The organism is Ruegeria sp. C12 (assembly GCF_056537745.1).
In genome coordinates, this window is sequence record NZ_JBQFSA010000001.1 from 205373 (window position 1) to 222808 (window position 17436).

General features: G+C 60.2%; 15 protein-coding genes. 9 read left to right on the plus strand and 6 right to left on the minus strand.

All coding sequences use genetic code 11. The features are described 5' to 3' along the window. Positions 1-507: 507 nt before the first annotated feature. Genes pgeF through lgt form a run of 3 tightly spaced genes read right to left on the minus strand, consistent with a single transcriptional unit; the run spans position 508 to position 3214 of the window. A complete protein-coding gene (gene pgeF, locus ACR0C9_RS00930; protein ID WP_170452652.1) occupies positions 508-1266 on the minus strand; it encodes a peptidoglycan editing factor PgeF in 759 nt (252 codons plus the stop codon). Further along, positions 1263-2330, minus strand: a complete 1068-nt coding sequence (locus ACR0C9_RS00935) for a class I SAM-dependent methyltransferase (RefSeq protein ID WP_480780172.1) — start codon at positions 2328-2330, stop codon at positions 1263-1265. Before ACR0C9_RS00935 ends, pgeF begins: the two co-directional genes overlap by 4 nt. Beyond that, entirely contained in the window at positions 2327-3214 is an 888-nt protein-coding gene (gene lgt, locus ACR0C9_RS00940; RefSeq protein WP_170521710.1) for a prolipoprotein diacylglyceryl transferase, read from the minus strand. Before lgt ends, ACR0C9_RS00935 begins: the two co-directional genes overlap by 4 nt. A gap of 96 nt (positions 3215-3310) precedes the next feature. Here lgt and ACR0C9_RS00945 point away from each other — a divergent pair, with 96 nt between their 5' ends. The 5 genes from ACR0C9_RS00945 (at position 3311) to ACR0C9_RS00965 (ending at position 6506) form a co-directional block, all read left to right on the plus strand. Next, positions 3311-3559: an accessory factor UbiK family protein gene (locus ACR0C9_RS00945; protein ID WP_050604795.1), complete on the plus strand. Its 249-nt coding sequence runs from the start codon at positions 3311-3313 to the stop codon at positions 3557-3559. 310 nt (positions 3560-3869) lie between these two features. After that, entirely contained in the window at positions 3870-4370 is a 501-nt protein-coding gene (locus tag ACR0C9_RS00950; RefSeq protein ID WP_170452647.1) for a YbjN domain-containing protein, read from the plus strand. Between the two features lie 39 nt (positions 4371-4409). After that, positions 4410-5225 (plus strand): pyrroline-5-carboxylate reductase, encoded by an 816-nt coding sequence (gene proC, locus ACR0C9_RS00955; RefSeq protein WP_480780173.1) that lies wholly within the window; start codon positions 4410-4412, stop codon positions 5223-5225. Further along, entirely contained in the window at positions 5218-5556 is a 339-nt protein-coding gene (locus ACR0C9_RS00960) for a tRNA-binding protein (RefSeq protein ID WP_170521714.1), read from the plus strand. Before proC ends, ACR0C9_RS00960 begins: the two co-directional genes overlap by 8 nt. Then, entirely contained in the window at positions 5556-6506 is a 951-nt protein-coding gene (locus ACR0C9_RS00965; RefSeq protein WP_170622876.1) for a 2-hydroxyacid dehydrogenase, read from the plus strand. Before ACR0C9_RS00960 ends, ACR0C9_RS00965 begins: the two co-directional genes overlap by 1 nt. Here the strand turns inward: ACR0C9_RS00965 and ACR0C9_RS00970 are convergent. After that, on the minus strand, positions 6503-7081 hold the full coding sequence (locus ACR0C9_RS00970) for a thymidine kinase (RefSeq protein WP_170622878.1): 579 nt from the start codon (positions 7079-7081) through the stop codon (positions 6503-6505). The genes ACR0C9_RS00965 and ACR0C9_RS00970 overlap by 4 nt on opposite strands. Before the next feature lie 359 nt (positions 7082-7440). Here ACR0C9_RS00970 and ACR0C9_RS00975 point away from each other — a divergent pair, with 359 nt between their 5' ends. Continuing rightward, positions 7441-7902, plus strand: a complete 462-nt coding sequence (locus ACR0C9_RS00975) for a hypothetical protein (RefSeq protein WP_170452637.1) — start codon at positions 7441-7443, stop codon at positions 7900-7902. Between the two features lie 141 nt (positions 7903-8043). Here the strand turns inward: ACR0C9_RS00975 and ACR0C9_RS00980 are convergent, their stop codons facing one another. Then, a complete protein-coding gene (locus ACR0C9_RS00980) occupies positions 8044-9168 on the minus strand; it encodes a beta-ketoacyl-ACP synthase III (RefSeq protein ID WP_170452635.1) in 1125 nt (374 codons plus the stop codon). A gap of 165 nt (positions 9169-9333) precedes the next feature. Here ACR0C9_RS00980 and ACR0C9_RS00985 point away from each other — a divergent pair, with 165 nt between their 5' ends. Genes ACR0C9_RS00985 through ACR0C9_RS00995 form a run of 3 tightly spaced genes read left to right on the plus strand, consistent with a single transcriptional unit; the run spans position 9334 to position 13897 of the window. After that, a complete protein-coding gene (locus tag ACR0C9_RS00985) occupies positions 9334-9801 on the plus strand; it encodes a MarR family winged helix-turn-helix transcriptional regulator (RefSeq protein ID WP_480707756.1) in 468 nt (155 codons plus the stop codon). Further along, positions 9798-10835 carry an efflux RND transporter periplasmic adaptor subunit gene (locus ACR0C9_RS00990; RefSeq protein ID WP_480780174.1) on the plus strand — a complete coding sequence of 346 codons (1038 nt, stop codon included), beginning with the start codon at positions 9798-9800 and terminating at the stop codon, positions 10833-10835. The genes ACR0C9_RS00985 and ACR0C9_RS00990 overlap by 4 nt, the downstream gene beginning before the upstream one ends. An 11-nt stretch (positions 10836-10846) precedes the next feature. Continuing rightward, complete coding sequence (locus ACR0C9_RS00995) at positions 10847-13897, plus strand: efflux RND transporter permease subunit (RefSeq protein WP_170452631.1); 3051 nt, start codon at positions 10847-10849, stop codon at positions 13895-13897. 58 nt (positions 13898-13955) lie between these two features. On the opposite strand, the gene carB is transcribed toward ACR0C9_RS00995, so the two are convergent. Further along, the gene (gene carB / locus ACR0C9_RS01000) at positions 13956-17300 is read right to left on the minus strand and encodes a carbamoyl-phosphate synthase large subunit (RefSeq protein WP_480780175.1); all 3345 of its coding nucleotides are present in this window, start codon (positions 17298-17300) and stop codon (positions 13956-13958) included. Positions 17301-17436: the final 136 nt, after the last annotated feature.

Below are 17436 nucleotides of genomic sequence, written 5' to 3' on the forward strand. Positions count from 1 at the left end.
AAAGGCCGCATAGCGTTATGCGACCAAACACACATCAGGTCGGAGCATCCCTGACACGCGTTTCCCAAAAGGACCGGCAGCTTGGTCCCGAGGGCTTCTTTTTCAGCGACGCGCTGCCAACCGGCGGGCGACCCTGACAGAATTGCTAGAAACTCGTTTCCACGGCATTTCCAGTTTCTGGTCCTGCGCGGCCGCAACAACCGCGCTGAGAAAACGAGACTTCGATTTCATTTCTGATCCTGCTCTGATGCGGGGTCTGACGCCCCTTTTTCCTTTTGTAACCCTTATGTGACGCAAATTTGCGGCAGTGATGTGACGTATCCGGGAAAATATCAGGACAGAAGGTGAAGTTTGACAGATCCTCCGTGTTGAGGTGCCAGAATTCACATGTCTGAAAGTCAGATAACCATCTGAGTACTGGCAAAAAATTACGCTACGATTCTGCCTTCAGGTAAACACAATGAATGTGGCGGAAAGGTGGCGGGATTGCCTTAATCGAGGCTAATTCTACAATCTGATCGCAGAAATCAGACGTCCGTAATCGGCTTCTTTTGCATGCGTCGCACGGCGGTAGGAATAAAAGCGATCCGGGTCGGAATAGGTGCAGTGACGGGTCCATTCGGCGTGCCCGACACCGGCCTGTCGCAGCCGGTGCAGGCCGAACGCGGGCAGGTCGAACTGCAGCCTGTCTTCGTGACCATTGGCGAAAAACCGGCTGTTTTCGGGGGAATCGGCCAGAAAGTCGTCCAGAAACTCGGGCCCGACTTCATAGGCGCGCTGCGAGATTGACGGCCCGATGACAGCACGGGTGTTTTCGCGTGTCGCGCCGAGTGATTCCATGGCTTCCAGAGTGGCTTCGAGCACACCATCCAGCGCGCCGCGCCACCCGGCATGGGCGGCCCCGATCACATTGGCGTCAGGATCGGCAAACAGCACCGGTTGGCAATCTGCGGTCAGAATCGTCAGGGCAAGGTTTGGCGTTGCTGTGACGACCGCATCGGCCTTGGGCTTCTCGCCTTTTATCGGGGCATCGATGGTCAAAACGGTTGGGGAATGCACCTGATGAACGCCGACCAGTTCGTCAGGCGTCACCTCCATGGCTTCGGCCACACGTCTGCGATTCAGCGCGACCACTTCGGTTTGGTCCGACGACCCATGGCCGCAATTCAACCCCGAAAATATCCCGGATGAGGCGCCGCCCCGGCGGGTAAAGAAGCCGTGGCGCACGGGGGCGAGCATTTCAGAGGTCAGAATTTCCAGTGTCATGGCTCCAGTCCCGGCGGTGGCGCTGAATGTGATGGATACAGGCCCAGTACTTTGAACAGGTTTCCCATTTCATCGGGATGCGTCAACCGGCGATGTGCAGCAATCACCTGTTCTTGCGTTGAACCGTCCACGGCTTTCGTCAGGGCCTGCGCCCGGGCCGTGATTCCCAAACGTTCGAGGAAGACCCCCTGAGACGTCAGCCGCGTGTGCGCACAACCCGCCGCGCGGGTCGCAATGGCCAGAGGCTCAAAATCGACATGCGTCGTCAGATCGCACTGCCCCGGATCGGCCAGCGGGTCCGACCGTTCATGCGCTTTCAACGCTTGCAACGTGTCGCCCAGTGAATGCCAGTCGCCATAATCAATGATCAGCGCAGCCCCGCCATGGGTTGCAATACGACTGGCGAGGACTGTCATGATCGGGATTGCAGCAGCGCAGAGTTCGACAAGATCGCCGTCTTCGGTGTCTGCCAGCCTGTCCTTTAACGCGACCTGAGGCGCATTCGGGCCCAGACCAAAGGCAAGCGCGCCGTCCGCCTCTCCGATCAGCCGTTCGCGCCAGCCGTCGCCGTCACGGATGAACTGACGAACGGGAAGGGCGTCGAAAAACTCGTTGGCGATCAGGAATAAGGGCTGTTCAGGCAGGTCGGCGGTGTTTTCAATCCATTCGGGCGTGTACTGGTTCAGCATTTCGGCCTGAATCTGCCGCAATGCAGGCGATGCCTCTAGCAGACATATCTTAGCCGCTGCATGGAATCCGGGGACTTGCCGCGTGGCGCGCAGCGCATCGGCCATCAGCGTGCCGCGTCCGGGGCCAAGTTCGGCAAGGGTAAAAGGCACGGGGCGTCCCTGATCGATCCAGCATTGGGCCAGCGACAACCCGATCAGTTCGCCAAACATCTGGCTGATCTCGGGGGCGGTGATGAAATCCCCTTGCGCCCCAAGCGGGTCGCGGGTGCTGTAATAGCCCAGCTTGGGATGCAACAGGCAGTCGGTCATATATTCAGCCATACTGATCGGGCCATCCTGACGGATGCGCGCGATCAGGTGGTCCGACAAGTTCATGCCGCGCGCCGGGCGCGCAGGATGAACCAAAGGCCCAGCGCGATCATGGGCAGGCACAGCAACTGCCCCATAGTCAGGCCATAGCCGCCGACATGCCATGCCAGACCCAGCGGATTTCCGGGCGAGACAAATTGCGCGTCCGGTTGCCGAAAGAACTCAACGATAAAGCGGGAGGCACCGTACCCGGCCAGAAACACCCCCATGATCCGGCCCGGTGCGTGAAAGGCCCCGCGACGGTAGACCAGCCACAGCAGGACCGCGCCCAGCAAAACGCCCTCAAGCGCGGCCTCATAAAGTTGCGAGGGGTGGCGGGCGCACATTCCCGCGACGACGCCGGGGCAATCCTGCGCGGCCATGCCGGGGAAGATCACGGCCCATGGCAGCTCACTGGGTCGGCCCCAAAGCTCGGCATTGACGAAATTGGCCAGCCGCCCCAGCAGCAGGCCGGGCGGAACCGTGTAGGCGACCAGATCGCCCAGCGACAGGATCGGGATTTTGTGACGCCGACCGTATAGATAAGACGCAAGGATGACGCCCAGCAAACCGCCGTGAAAGGCCATACCGCCTTGCCAGACCTTCAGAATCTCGGTCGGGTGCGACAGGTAGTAAGCCGGTTGATAAAACAGCACAAACCCAAGCCGACCGCCAAGGATGACGCCGACAATGATCCATGTCAGCAGGTCGTCCAGCTGTTCGGGCTTCATCGGCGGCGTGTCATTGGGCCACAGCGCGGGGCGGCGCAGGGCGACAACGGCCAGCCGCCAGGCAATCAGAATACCCGCGATATAGGCCAGCGCGTACCATCTTAAGGCGAACTCCATCCCGAAGAGTGAGATCGAGAACAATTCGGGTGACAGATCGGGGAAATTCAGAACAGCCTGCATGTGCGTCTCATTGCCCGGGGTTTACGGGGCAAGTCAACCTTGAGCCTGCGCCAATCATTCCCCATATAGGGAAAAGCCCGCAATCGGAGAATAGCCATGCAGACCCGCAACAAGATCCTCGACGATGTTTCCCAGCTGATGACCAACGCCATGGGTGTGGCGCAGGGCGCGCGGGAAGAAGCCGAGAATGCGATGAAGTCCATGATCGACCGCTGGCTGGCCGACCGCGACTTTGTTACCCGTGAAGAATTTGATGCCGTGCGCGCCATGGCCCAGAAGGCCCGGGAAGAGAACGCAGCACTTGAGGCGCGCATCGCCGCGCTTGAGGCGAAACTGGACAAGTAACGTCCAAATCGAAGTTTTTCAGACAAAGCGAACGCCGCGCAATCCAAGTCAGGATTGTGCGGTGGTGTGTATCTTGCCGTCTTGCAGGAATTAATCAAGACAAAGCTGGCGCTAGTGCCAATATTTTGTTCGCCGTTGCCGACTGTCCACAACTTATTGCTGTTATCCCCAAGAAATAGGGTTGCCAGATTCCATCCAGCGGCGCACCATATTTAGTACAGGCCCATGGGGGAAGCCCGGCTTGTAGAGCAGGCAACTAGCGCTGGGGCGCTGCCAGCCCCGAAATGCTAGAGATTAGTGAGGTGGCATTATGGCCCTTTCCGAGCAGTTTCTCGAAGAAGACCTTCATCCGATCGATATTGTTGAACACCTGGCCGAACATCACGACTGGGATTTTGACCGCATCGGCGACGATCAGATCGCCATGGCTGTTGAGGGGCAGTGGCGGACGTATTCCATTACTCTGGCGTGGTCCAACTATGATGAAACGCTGCGCATGGTCTGCTCGTTCGAGATGGAGCCACCGTCCGAGCGTGAGAGCGAGCTTTATGAGTTGCTGAACAGGATGAACGATCAGTGCTGGGCGGGGGCGTTCACATATTGGGCGAACCAGAAGCTGATGGTTTATCGCTACGGATTGGTGCTGGCCGGCGGCCAGATGGCAAGCCCGGATCAGATCGATACGATGATCACCGCCGCCGTCATGAGCGCCGAACGCTACTACCCGGCGATCCAGCTGGTGACATGGGGCAATCGCGACCCGGAAGATGCGATGCAGGTTGCCATTGCAGAGGCTTACGGCCGGGCGTAAAGCTTTGCCCCGAACCGTTACGTCAGGGAAGGGGCAATCATGGACATGTCGCGCGTGGCCGAACACGGCCTGGTGCTGTTGGGATGCGGAAAGATGGGGTCCGCGATGTTGGCGGGTTGGCTGGAACATGGCCTGCCCGCCTCATCCGTTTGGGTGATTGATCCGTACCCGTCAGAATGGCTGAAGGCGCAGGGCGTCCATATCAACACCACATTGCCGGAAGCACCCGCCGTGGTTCTGGTGGCCGTCAAGCCGCAGATGATGGGCGACGCATTGCCCGCTATACAGGCGCTGGGCGGGGGCGGCAGCCTGTTCGTGTCCGTTGCGGCAGGTACATCGATTGCCACGTTCGAGGATGTGCTGGGTGCAGGCACCCCGATTGTGCGGGCGATGCCAAACACGCCTGCCGCGATCCGTCAGGGTATTACGGCGATGATCGGCAACACCCATGCATGCGAAGATGATCTGGCGCTGGCAGAAAACCTGCTCTCGGCCATCGGTGAGACTGTGCGCCTGTCGGCCGAAGCGCAGATTGATGCGGTGACCGGCGTCAGCGGCTCGGGTCCCGCTTATGTGTTCCATCTGATCGAGACGCTCGCCGCCGCGGGACAGGCGCAGGGCCTGCCGCATGATCTGGCGATGAAACTGGCCAAATCCACCGTGGCCGGGGCAGGGGCCTTGGCGATGGCGGCGGAAGAGGACCCCTCGCAACTGAGGGTCAATGTGACATCGCCCAACGGCACCACGCAGGCCGCGCTTGAGGTTCTGATGCACGAGAAGGAAGGGTTCCCCGATCTGCTGCAACGCGCGGTCAAAGCCGCGACCGACCGATCCAAGGAACTGTCCGGTGAGTGAGATTTCCTTCGACGACTTCATGAAGGTCGATATCCGCGTTGGCGAGGTCATCCGGGCCGAGCCCTACCCCGAAGCCCGCAAGCCCGCGATCAAGATGTGGATCGATTTCGGCGATGAGATTGGCGAGCGTAAGACCTCGGCCCAGATCACTGCGCATTACGATCCGGCAACTCTGGTCGGCAAGCAGGTCATGGCTGTGGTCAACTTCCCTCCGCGCCAGATTGGCAAGTTCATGTCCGAGGTGCTGGTCTTGGGCCTGCCCGACGAAAACGGCGAGATCGTGTTGATCGGGCCAGACGGAAAGGTTCCGCTGGGCGGGCGGATGCACTGATGAAACTGTGGATCACCCGCCCCATGACGCCAGCGGTCGAAGCGCGGGCAAAAGCTGAGTTTGAGGTCGACATCCGCAGTTCCACCTCGCCACTGTCACAGGATGAGATGAGGCGAGCGCTAGAGCAGTACGACGTGGTCGTGCCAACTTTGGGCGACCAATTCTCTGCCGCCGTGTTTGCGGATGTGCCTGCGCTTCGCTGCAAGCTACTGGCCAATTTCGGTGTGGGCTACAACCATATCGACGTCGAAGCGGCGAACGCGGCGGGGGTCACGGTCACGAACACGCCGGGCGCCGTCACCGATGCCACCGCAGACATCGCGATGACTCTGCTGCTGTCCACCGCACGCCGCGCGGGTGAAGGGGAACGTCTGGTCCGGTCCGACGCGTGGCAGGGCTGGCATCCCACTCAGATGCTGGGGCATCACGTCACCGGCAAGCGCGTCGGTATCGTGGGTATGGGGCGCATCGGTCAGGCCATTGCCCGACGGTGTCATTTCGGGTTCGCGATGCAGATTGCCTACCAGTCCCGCAGCGCCAAGCAGTTGGAGTTCGATGCAGAATACTTTGCGGATTTGCCTGCGCTGGCCGCGTCGGTCGATTTTCTGGTTCTGGCCGTGCCAGGTGGGGCCGAAACCCGCCATCTGATCAACGCGACGGTGCTCGAGACCATGAACCCGGCAGCCATTCTGGTGAACATCGCGCGCGGAGAGGTGGTGGACGAAGCCGCCCTGATCGCTGCCCTTCAGGCGGGTCAGATCGCCGGGGCGGGGCTGGACGTCTACGAATTCGAACCTGCGGTCCCTCAGGCCTTGCGCGATATGGAGAACGTCACCCTGTTGCCCCATCTGGGCACTGCGACCGAAGAGGTTCGGACCAACATGGGGCACATGGCGCTGGATAACGTGGCGGCGTTTGTTGCGGGCCGGGACCTGCCCAATCGCGTCTAGTCGCCGACGGCTTCGCGCCAGTGTTTGCGGCAGAGTGAAACATAGGTCTCGTTCCCGCCGATCTGAACTTGTGCGCCTTCGGTGATGGCCCTGCCGTTCTCATCCTGACGAATCACCATCGTGGCTTTGCGCCCGCATTTGCAGATGGTGCGGACTTCGCGCATCTCATCGGCCAGCGCCAGCAAAGCGGCGGATCCGGGGAACAGTTTGCCCTGAAAATCCACCCGAAGCCCGTAGGCCAGAACCGGGACGCGCAGGTCGTCAACGGCGCGCGCCAATTGCCAGACCTGATCGTCCGACAGAAACTGCGCCTCATCGACAAAAACGCAGGCGACAGAGCCTTGTTTCAGCCGCGTATCGATCATGGAAAACACATCTGTATCAGGCCGGAACGTGTCGGCCTGTTCGGAAATGCCGATACGTGACGCGATGCGACCTGTTCCCGCGCGCCCGTCAACAGCGGCAGTCATCAGGTAGGTGTCCATGCCGCGCTCGCGATAATTGTGCGAGGCCTGCAGCAACACGGTCGATTTGCCCGCGTTCATAGTAGAGTAGTTGAAATACAGCTTTGCCATGCGCCGGGTCTAAAACGCATCCGCCAAACGGACAAGGGTTCAAAATGCCTGAAAAGAATCGACGTCGCCATTGCAGTTGCGAAGGCCGAGCACATGCTCTTTGGGGATGGAACCACCACTCTCACAACAGCGACGCCGTCGGCCAACATGCGGCCTTAACGGTGTGAGGCTAAACAATCCTGCCCCACGATCACTCATTACCGGCAGGAACTGCCGCCACTCACTCACAAAATCCCTCGCATATCTGAGGGATAGCCAATGTATGACATTTCAATTATGACTCTGTTATGGGAAATTTCCCGAGGCTTTCCCCCAACAACAGGGGTGGAACAGCGCGTGCAGGTAACAAAGGTAAAACAATGGCAGAGATCGGGGCTTATCTGAAGAAACACACCGAGGCGCTTGTCAAAGACGTCGGGATCGAAGCGGCGTGCGAGATTACGGGTAAATCAAAGGCGACTCTGGGCCGGTATTATTCTGACAATGCGGAACATGCCGACAGGTTCATGCCAGTTGACGCCGTGGCCCGGCTAGAGAATGCGGCGGCCTATCCGCATGTGACCTCGGCTTTGGCCGATCTCAAGAACATCACCCTGTCCTATGACGGGCGCAACACAGACAAGCCACGAACCGGCGGCGTGAATTCGGATGTCATTGCCCTGAGCCAGCGCTTTGCGATGCTGATGACAGAATATCAGGCCGCGATTGAAGACGGCATCATCACGGTGAACGAAGCCAAGCGTTTGCTGAAAGAGACCAGCCTGCTGCAACAGGTTCTGATCGAGATGAAACTGCATCTCGAGGAAGAAAGCGTCAGCTAAGGCTCAACCAATCGGGCGTTCATCTGCGCGTTGTCTCGCGCGCTTGCCGTTGGCCAAGTTGACCTGAGGATGCGCAGCGATCCTTTGGCGTCAGCGCATCATCCCGGAGTGCAAAGGGCACACGGCGCGCTGTCAGGCCAATCAAACGTGCCGCTTCACGATCACCGATCCGACCGAATAGCCAGCCCCGAAGGAACAGATCAGCCCGACGTCTCCGTCCTGCAAGTCATCCGAATACTTGGAGAACGCGATGATCGATCCGGCGGATGAGGTGTTGGCATAGTCCTGCAGGATGTTCGGCTGCTCACCGGCTTCCGGCTCGCGGCCCAGCACTTTCTTGCCAATGAAATCATTCATCGTCTTGTTGGCCTGATGCAGCCAAAGGCGTTTCAGGTCATCGCTGCTGACGCCCTCGGCGTCCATGTGGTCGCCGATATGCTTGCTGACCATCGGCAGCACTTCTTTGAACACTTTCCGACCGTTCTGCATGAACTGCATATCGCGACGGTCCACCATGCCTGCCGGGCGCGACCGGCGCAGGAAGCCGTTATTGTTGCGGATATTGTTCGAGAAGGCGGTGGCGCAACGGGTCGACAGGACCTCGAAATGCGGGCCTTGGGCGTCTTCGATCCGTTCGATCAGCGTGGCGGTGGCAACGTCGCCGAAGATAAAGTGGCAATCGCGGTCGCGCCATTCCAAATGGCCCGAGCAGATCTCGGGGTTGACCACCAGCGCCGCCCGGACCGAGCCGGACCGCACCATGTCCGCCGCCGCCTGAATGCCGAAAGTGGCCGAGGAACAGGCCACATTCATGTCAAACCCGAACCCGTCAATGCCCAGGGCCTGCTGAATCTCGATCGCAATCGCCGGATAGGCGCGTTCGTGGTTCGACGCGGCACAGATGACCAGATCCACATCCGCGGCCGTACGACCGGCCTGCGCCAGCGCCTTGTTGCAGGCGTCCACTGCCATCTCGGTCATGATCCCCGGCTCGTCATCGCTGCGCTGACGCAGGGCAGGGAACATCATGTCCGGATCCAGAACGCCGGTCTTGTCCATCACATAGCGGTTTTGAATGCCCGAGGCCTTGACGATGAACTCTTCCGAGGAATGCTGCATCGGTTCCATCTGACCGGCGGCGATGGCCTCGGCGTTTTCGGCATTCTGCTTATCGGCATAGGCGTTGAATGCTTCCACAAGCTCAGCGTTTGTGATGACGTTTTCTGGCGTGAAAACGCCGGTACCGGTGATGGCGGGCGTATACATGACGGGTCCTGAAGGTTTCGAATCCGCCTAAAATGCAGTCACAGCGGCATTTGATCAAGAGTTGTTAACCTAAGGGAATACACTCTGAGGGGTCGATTTCAACTTCATATCTTGAATATTTCAAATTTTGAAGTATATGGCCAGCAATCACGCAGGAGACGCACCGTGCAGGACGACATTAGCACAAGGTTGGGCCGCCTTAGCCCCGAGATACAGGCGATCATGGGCGTCTATGCGCTGTATTGGAAACTCGAAGAAGTTTTCGATTCGATGGAGACCGATCTGAGCCATCCGGAATGCCATATGCTGATCAAACTGGATCGGCCCAAGCGCATGGGGGTGCTGGCCACGGACATGCTGACCGTGCCCTCGACCATTACAGCGACGGCGGATGGGCTTGAAAAGGCGGGGTATCTGACACGCGAACGTGACCCGCAGGATCGGCGGGCCTGGTTGCTGGTGCTGACCCAACAGGGCGAAGATGCCCGCAATATGCTTGTGGCCGAAGCGGGGGCGCTGTTTCATCGCGCGTCTGGCCTGAACGAAGAAGAAACCGCTCAATTCGCGCATCTGGCGTGTAAGATACGTGACACCATTCTGAAAACGGGAATTCCCGAGGGATTGAAGAAATGAAACTGCTGACTTCTCTGGGCCTTGTTTTGGCTGTTCTGGCATCGCCGATGGCCGCGCAAGAGGTTGCAAAGCCGGTCAAACTTATGCTTGTGCAGGAAACCACGCCGGGGTTTTCGCGCCAGTTCTTTGGCCGTGTGGCGGCGCGGCAGACGGTTGATCTGGCGTTTCAGGTGTCAGGCCAGATTGTCGAAATGCCTGTCACCGAGGGCTTTGTTATTCCCAAAGGCGGGCTGATCGCCCAGCTTGATTCCGAGCCGTTCCAGCTGCGCCTGGACCGGGCGCGCCTGCAAAAGGAACAGGCAGACCGGACCGAGGCCCGACTGTCGCGCCTGCGGGGCACCACGGCCAGCCAGGTCGCCGTCGACGACGCCGAGACCGAGGCGCAACTGGCCGCTATCGCCGTGCGCGATGCCGAATACGAACTGGAACACGCCACTCTGACCGCCCCGTTCGATGCGCTGATCTCCAGCCGTACGGTCGAGGCGTTTACGACCGTCTCTGCAGGCACACCGATTGTGCGCATCCACGATATGTCCGAGTTGCGGATCGAAGTGGATGTTCCTGAGATTTTGTTCCAACGCACCGGCCAGCAGGACGACATTACGATCACTGCCAAGTTTCCCGCCAGTGATGAGGTCTTTCCGCTGGAAATCCGCGAATTCGATGCTGAAACCTCCAGCGTCGGTCAGACCTTCCGCATCCAGTTCGGCCTGACCCCGCCGGAAGGGCTGCAGATTTTGCCCGGATCCTCCGTCACCGTGAATGTACAGGTTCAGGACCAGCGCGTTGGCATCATCATGCCCGCCACTGCCATCGTCGCAGATGCGGGCGGAGAGTTGGGCGTCATGGTCTATTCACCGGTTGGCGCAGAAGAGGGCACCGTTCGCCGCGTTCCCGTGACCATCGAGCCGACCCAGTTGGGTGGTGTTCGGGTGCTGACGGGCCTGTCTGGTGGTGAAGAGATTGTTGTCGCAGGTGGCGCCGCCTTGGCCGATGGTCAAACCGTGCGCCGGTTTTCCGGCTTTGGGAACTGAGGGGCTGAGATATGAACATCGCACGCGCCTCGATCGACAGGCCACTATATACGTGGTTGATCATCCTGATTGCCCTGTTTGGCGGTATCTGGGGCTTTCTGTCTCTGGGTCGTCTCGAAGACCCGGCATTCACCATCAAGAACGCCGTAATCATCACCCAGTATCCCGGCGCAACAGCAGAGCAAGTGGCGCTTGAGGTCTCGGAACCGCTTGAATCCGCCATCCAGCAAATGGGCGAGGTGGACACGATCACCTCTGTCAACCAACCCGGCCGGTCGCTGATCGAGGTCGAGATCAAGTCCACCTATGACGGTGACGAACTGCCCGCCATCTGGACCCGTTTGCGCGCCCAGATTCGCGATGCGGCGCGCGGCTTGCCCTCGGGCGTCGGCCAGCCTTACGTGAATGACGGGTTCGGCGATGTCTTTGGCTTGTTCTACGCGGTGACGGCCGAGGGTTACTCGGACGCGGAAAAACATGAACTGGCCACGTTCCTTCGGCGTGAGCTGCTGACAGTCAGCGGCGTCGCCGATGTCGAGGTTCAGGGCCTGCCGCAAGAGGCGATCTTTATCGAGCCCGACCTTGCCATCTCGGTAAACCAGAACGTGCCGATTCAGGCTATTAACGAGGCGATTTCGAACGCGGATTCGGTGAATTCATCCGGCTCGCTGCGGTCTGCGGACGACCGGACCACAATCCTGACCGCCGAAGGTTCGGACAGCGTGTCTGCCATTGCCGGGCTTTCGGTCGGCTCTCAGGGGCAGGTGATCAACCTGTTCGATATGTCCAACGTCTATCGCGCGCGGCAGACTGACCCGGACATCATGATCCGCTTTGACGGGGTCGAGGCGTTCACCCTGGGCATCGCCGGATTGTCGAGCGAGAACATTGTCGAAGTCGGCAAGCGCGTGGATGCCAAGTTTGACGAGTTGGACACCGCGATCCCCTTTGGCGTCGAAATCCTGCCAATTTACCAGCAACACGTGGTGGTCGAACAAGCCTCGACCGACTTTCTGGTCAACCTTGCCATGTCCGTGGCCATCGTGGTCGCGGTGCTGGGCCTTTTCATGGGCTGGCGCGCGGCGGTTGTCGTGGGTTCGACGCTGCTGTTGACGGTGGTCGGAACGCTGTTGTTCATGGCGATGTTTTCGATTGAGATGGAGCGGATCTCGCTTGGTGCACTGATCATCGCCATGGGGATGCTGGTCGATAATGCCATCGTCGTGGCCGAGGGGATGCAGATCGCCATGCTGCGCGGCAAATCCTCGCGCGATGCGGCGGAAGATGTGGCTTCGAAAACGCAAATTCCCCTGCTGGGTGCTACGGTGATCGGCATCATGGCTTTTGCGGGCATCGGTCTCAGCCCCGATGCAACCGGTGAGTTTTTGTTCTCGCTGTTCGCGGTGATCGGCATCTCGCTGCTGCTGAGCTGGGTGTTGGCCATCACTGTCACGCCGATGCTGGGGCACTACTTCTTCAAACAGGGCAAGGAAGGCGAAGTGGACGCCTATAGCGGCATTCTGTTCCGCATCTACGGCTCGGTTCTGCGCGGCGCGCTGCGGTTTCGCTGGCTGGTGGTTGTGGGGCTGGCTGCGGTTACGGTGGTTTGCTACGCGGGCTTCGGGCTGATGAAGCAGCAGTTCTTCCCGGACTCGAACACGCCCCTGTTCTTTGTGCATTACAAGCTGCCTCAGGGCACCACCATCGCCCGCACCGCCCAAGATATGGCCGTGTTTGAAGAGTGGCTGAATGACCGCGACGACGTTGTGTCCGTCACCACCTTCGTGGGGCAGGGGGCCACCCGTTTCATGCTGACCTATGCCGCCGAAGATCCGAACCCCAGCTACGGCCATATGATCATCCGCACCGAAACGCTGGACGATATCCCTGCTTTGCAGGCGGATCTTGAGGCGTTCGGCTCGGTGCAGTTTCCCGAAAGCGAGTTCCGCACCAGGCGCTTGGTCTTTGGCCCCGGCGGCGGCGATCCGATCCAGGCTCGGTTCTCGGGCAGCGACCCGGAAGTTCTGCGGCGATTGGCGGATGAGGCGGTCCAGCGCATGGCCGCCGCCTCGCCCAACGCGCTGCATGTCCATCACGACTGGCGTGAAAAGGAACTGGCGGTGCAGCCAATCTATGCGACCGAACGCGCCCAGACCGCTGGCGTGTCCCGCGAAGATATTGCTGCCACGCTGCAATTCTCGACCGATGGGATCACCGGTGGGGTCCTGCGCGAGCGTGACCGCCTGATCCCGATCATCCTGCGCCGCCCGGCGGACGGGGATTATTCAATCGTCGATCAGGTCGTCTATTCGGATCAATCGCAACGTTTCGTGCCCATCGAACAGATGGTGGACGGGTTTGAATACCAGGCCCTGAACACGCTGGTCCACCGGCGCGACCGGGTTCTGACCATCACGGTCGGAGCCGACATCCCGGCGGGCTTTACCGCCGCTCAGGTCCATACCGAGGTGCGCGCCGCGATTGAGGCAATCGATCTGCCGCCCGGCTACAAGATGGAGTGGGGGGGCGAGTTCGAAAACTCGCGCGACGCGCAGGAAAGTCTGGGCAGGCAATTGCCGCTAAGCTTACTGATCATGGTGCTGATCTCGGTCCTGCTGTTCAATGCGATCCGTCAGCCGATCATCATCTGGCTGCTGGTGCCGATGTCGGTCAACGGTGTGGTGATTGGCCTGCTGGGAACCGGCTTGCCGTTCACCTTCACCGCCCTGCTGGGCCTGCTGAGCCTGTCGGGGATGTTGATCAAGAACGGCATTGTTCTAGTCGAGGAAATCGATCTGGTCCGGGCCACCGGTAAACCCCTGCAAGAGTCGATCATCGAAGCCTCGGTCTCGCGTCTGCGCCCGGTCATGCTGGCCGCGATCACCACGATCCTTGGGATGGCCCCGCTGCTGACAGACGCGTTCTTCGTCTCGATGGCCGTGACGATCATGGGCGGTCTGGCCTTTGCCACAGTCCTGACCATGGTCGCCGCGCCAGTGTTCTACCTGCTGTTCTTCAGGCGGGAGGAGGCAAGGCAAATGGCCGCGCAATCCGCTGTTTAATTGAAAAACCCCCGGTCACGGACCGGGGGTTTTGCTTTGTTCCCTTTGGGGTGAAGGATCACCCCTGCAGCGACATCACCTCAACATCCCCTTCGGCCTGCGCCTTGATGGCCAGCGCGGCGGCGTGGCTGGCGGCGGCGGTGGTGAAGTAGGGGATCTTGTCATAGAGCGCGATGGAGCGGATGACCTTGCTGTCTTCGACCGCCTGCGCGCCTTCGGTGGTGTTCATCACCAGCTGCACCTGACCGTCTTTCAGCATGTCGGCCACATCCGGGCGGCCTTCGTAGACCTTGTTGACCAGATCGCAGGCAACGCCTTGTTCGGCCAGCCAGCTTTGTGTGCCACGGGTTGCCACAAGGACAAAGCCCTGCGCGGCCAGAACCTGTGCGGCCTCAAGCATCGCGGGGGTCTTGTCAGCATCTTTGATCGAGATGAACGCACGACCCGAGGACGGCAGGACCATACCCGCGCCCATCTGCGCCTTGAGGAAGGCGCGCGGGAAGTCGCGGTCCCAGCCCATGACCTCGCCGGTCGAACGCATTTCCGGGCCCAGGATCGTGTCGACGCCGGGGAAGCGGGCAAAGGGCAGGACCGCCTCTTTCACCGAGAACCACGGCATGTTCGGGTCGGCCAGCGTCATCTGGTCGGCAATTTTTGTATCCTGACCTTCCTGATAGGGCGGGCGCATCGGGAAGTTCGACAGCTTCTCACCCGCCATGACACGCGCGGCGATGGAGGCAATCGCGCTGTCGGTCGCTTTGGCCACGAAGGGCACGGTGCGGCTGGCGCGCGGGTTCACCTCGATCAGGTAGATCTCATCATCCTTGATGGCGAACTGCACGTTCATCAGGCCGACGACGTTTAGCGCTTTGGCCAGTTTGAACGCCTGATCCTTGATCTGTTCCAGAATCTCATCCGACAGCGAATAGGGCGGCAGCGAACAGGCCGAGTCGCCCGAGTGCACGCCCGCCTCTTCGATATGCTGCATGATGCCCGCAACGTGAACATCGGTGCCATCACACAGCGCATCCACGTCCAGTTCCACCGCACCGGCCAGATAGCTGTCCAGCAGAACCGGGCTGTCGCCCGAGACCACCACGGCCTCGTTGATGTAGCGCCGCAGCTGATCCATATCGCGCACGATTTCCATCGCTCGGCCACCCAGAACGTAAGAGGGGCGGATCACCAGCGGGAAGCCGATCTCGTCGGCAATCTCCAACGCTTGCGCGTCGGTCGAGGCGATGCCGTTTTTGGGCTGTTTCAGACCCAGATCATTGACCAGCGCCTGGAACCGCTCACGGTCTTCGGCCAGGTCGATGGCGTCGGGCGTGGTGCCGAGGATCGGGATGCCTTCGGCCTCCAGCGCGTTGGCCAGTTTCAGTGGGGTTTGACCGCCGAACTGCACGATCACACCATGCAGCGTGCCGTTTTCCTGCTCTTTCGTCAGGATTTCCATGACGTGCTCAAAGGTCAGCGGCTCAAAATACAACCGGTCCGAGGTGTCATAATCGGTCGAGACCGTCTCGGGGTTGCAGTTGACCATGATAGTCTCATACCCCGCCTCGGTCAGTGCGAAGCAGGCGTGACAGCAGCAATAGTCGAACTCGATCCCCTGACCGATCCGGTTCGGACCACCGCCAAGGATGACGACCTTTTTGCGGTCGCTCGGACGCGCTTCGCATTCGACCTCGCCCATCATCGGGGCCTCGTAGGTCGAGTACATATAGGGTGTCTGCGCCTCGAACTCGGCGGCGCAGGTGTCGATGCGTTTGAAGACAGCATTGACGCCCAGATTGCGGCGGGCGCGGCGGACGTTGTCTTCGTCGCGGCCGGTCAGATTGCCCAGACGCGCATCGGTGAAGCCCAGCATTTTCAGCTTGCGGATACCATCCTCGGTCATGGGCAGGCCGTCTTTGCGGACCTGACGTTCAGCGTCGATGATCTCGCGGATGCGGGCCAGGAACCACGGGTCGAACTTGGTGACACCAAAGATTTCGTCGTCGGTCAGGCCGTGGCGCATGGCTTGCGCGATGGTGCGCAGGCGATCGGGCGTCTGCTTGCTGATCGCCTTGATCACGGCGGCCTTGTCGGTGGCCTCGTCCCAGACACCGACATTCAGGCCGGGGATTTCGATCTCGTCAAAGCCGGTCAACCCGGATTCCATCGAGGCCAGCGCCTTTTGCATCGATTCGTGGATAGTGCGGCCGATGGACATCGCCTCGCCCACCGATTTCATGGCGGTGGTCAGGTACGGTTCGGAACCGGGGAATTTCTCGAATGCGAATTTCGGGATCTTGGTAACGACATAGTCGATGGTCGGCTCGAACGAGGCGGGCGTGACCTTGGTGATGTCGTTGTCCAACTCGTCCAGTGTGTATCCCACCGCCAGTTTCGCCGCGATCTTGGCAATCGGGAAACCGGTCGCCTTTGAGGCCAGCGCCGAGGAGCGGGACACGCGCGGGTTCATCTCGATCACGACCATGCGGCCATCGACCGGGTTGATCGCCCATTGCACGTTCGAGCCGCCAGTTTCGACGCCGATCTCGCGCAGCACGGCAATCGAATGATTGCGCATGATCTGGTATTCTTTGTCGGTCAGCGTCAGGGCCGGGGCCACGGTGATCGAGTCGCCGGTATGTACGCCCATCGGGTCCACGTTTTCGATGGAACAAACGATGATGGCGTTGTCGGCAGTGTCGCGCACCACCTCCATCTCATATTCTTTCCAGCCCAGCAGGCTTTCGTCGATCAGAATCTGACCCACGGGGCTGGCATCCATGCCCGAGCGGCAAATATGGATATAATCCTCGCGGTTATAGGCCACACCGCCGCCGGTGCCGCCCAAGGTAAACGCAGGGCGGATAATGGCGGGCAGACCCACCGTTTCCAGGGTTTCCAGCGCCAAGGCGACACCGGCATCCAGGTCTTTCTTGCCGTCTTCGTCCTTGGGAGCGGTCACGATCTCGGCCTTGGGGTTTTCGATGCCCAGTCGGTCCATTGCCTCGCGGAACAGGGCGCGGTCCTCGGCCATCTCGATGGCGTCGCGCTTGGCGCCGATCATCTCAACCCCGAACTTCTCCAGCACGCCCATCTCTTCCAGCGCCAGCGAGGTGTTCAGGCCGGTCTGTCCGCCCATCGTGGGCAGCAGCGCGTCGGGGCGTTCTTTCTCGATGATCTTGGCGACAACCTCGGGCGTGATCGGCTCGATATAGGTGGCATCCGCCAGACCGGGATCGGTCATGATCGTCGCGGGGTTCGAGTTCACCAGAATGACCCGATAACCTTCCTCGCGCAGCGCCTTGCAGGCCTGAGCGCCGGAATAGTCGAACTCACACGCCTGCCCGATGACAATGGGGCCCGCCCCGATGATCATGATCGACTGGATGTCGGTTCTTCTCGGCATGCCTTGTTCCTTCGATTGTCCGCGAGTCAGGGCACCGCCCCAGCGCCCAAATTGTCCTGCGTTATAGGGACCGCGCGAAAAGGTGCAAGAGGTATCGGAAACAGGTGCGAAATTGCCGCTTTCCCCTCTTTCCCTT

What these genes read in the sequence shown, in the direction of transcription:
- ACR0C9_RS00980 (WP_170452635.1), bottom strand. Translation starts at nt 9,168, where the DNA reads ATGTATACGCCCGCCATCACCGGTACCGGCGTTTTCACGCCAGAAAAC.
- ACR0C9_RS00945 (WP_050604795.1), top strand. Translation starts at nt 3,311, where the DNA reads ATGCAGACCCGCAACAAGATCCTCGACGATGTTTCCCAGCTGATGACC.
- lgt (WP_170521710.1), bottom strand. Translation starts at nt 3,214, where the DNA reads ATGCAGGCTGTTCTGAATTTCCCCGATCTGTCACCCGAATTGTTCTCG.
- proC (WP_480780173.1), top strand. Translation starts at nt 4,410, where the DNA reads ATGGACATGTCGCGCGTGGCCGAACACGGCCTGGTGCTGTTGGGATGC.
- ACR0C9_RS00950 (WP_170452647.1), top strand. Translation starts at nt 3,870, where the DNA reads ATGGCCCTTTCCGAGCAGTTTCTCGAAGAAGACCTTCATCCGATCGAT.
- ACR0C9_RS00990 (WP_480780174.1), top strand. Translation starts at nt 9,798, where the DNA reads ATGAAACTGCTGACTTCTCTGGGCCTTGTTTTGGCTGTTCTGGCATCG.
- ACR0C9_RS00935 (WP_480780172.1), bottom strand. Translation starts at nt 2,330, where the DNA reads ATGAACTTGTCGGACCACCTGATCGCGCGCATCCGTCAGGATGGCCCG.
- ACR0C9_RS00965 (WP_170622876.1), top strand. Translation starts at nt 5,556, where the DNA reads ATGAAACTGTGGATCACCCGCCCCATGACGCCAGCGGTCGAAGCGCGG.
- ACR0C9_RS00995 (WP_170452631.1), top strand. Translation starts at nt 10,847, where the DNA reads ATGAACATCGCACGCGCCTCGATCGACAGGCCACTATATACGTGGTTG.
- carB (WP_480780175.1), bottom strand. Translation starts at nt 17,300, where the DNA reads ATGCCGAGAAGAACCGACATCCAGTCGATCATGATCATCGGGGCGGGC.
- pgeF (WP_170452652.1), bottom strand. Translation starts at nt 1,266, where the DNA reads ATGACACTGGAAATTCTGACCTCTGAAATGCTCGCCCCCGTGCGCCAC.
- ACR0C9_RS00975 (WP_170452637.1), top strand. Translation starts at nt 7,441, where the DNA reads ATGGCAGAGATCGGGGCTTATCTGAAGAAACACACCGAGGCGCTTGTC.
- ACR0C9_RS00970 (WP_170622878.1), bottom strand. Translation starts at nt 7,081, where the DNA reads ATGGCAAAGCTGTATTTCAACTACTCTACTATGAACGCGGGCAAATCG.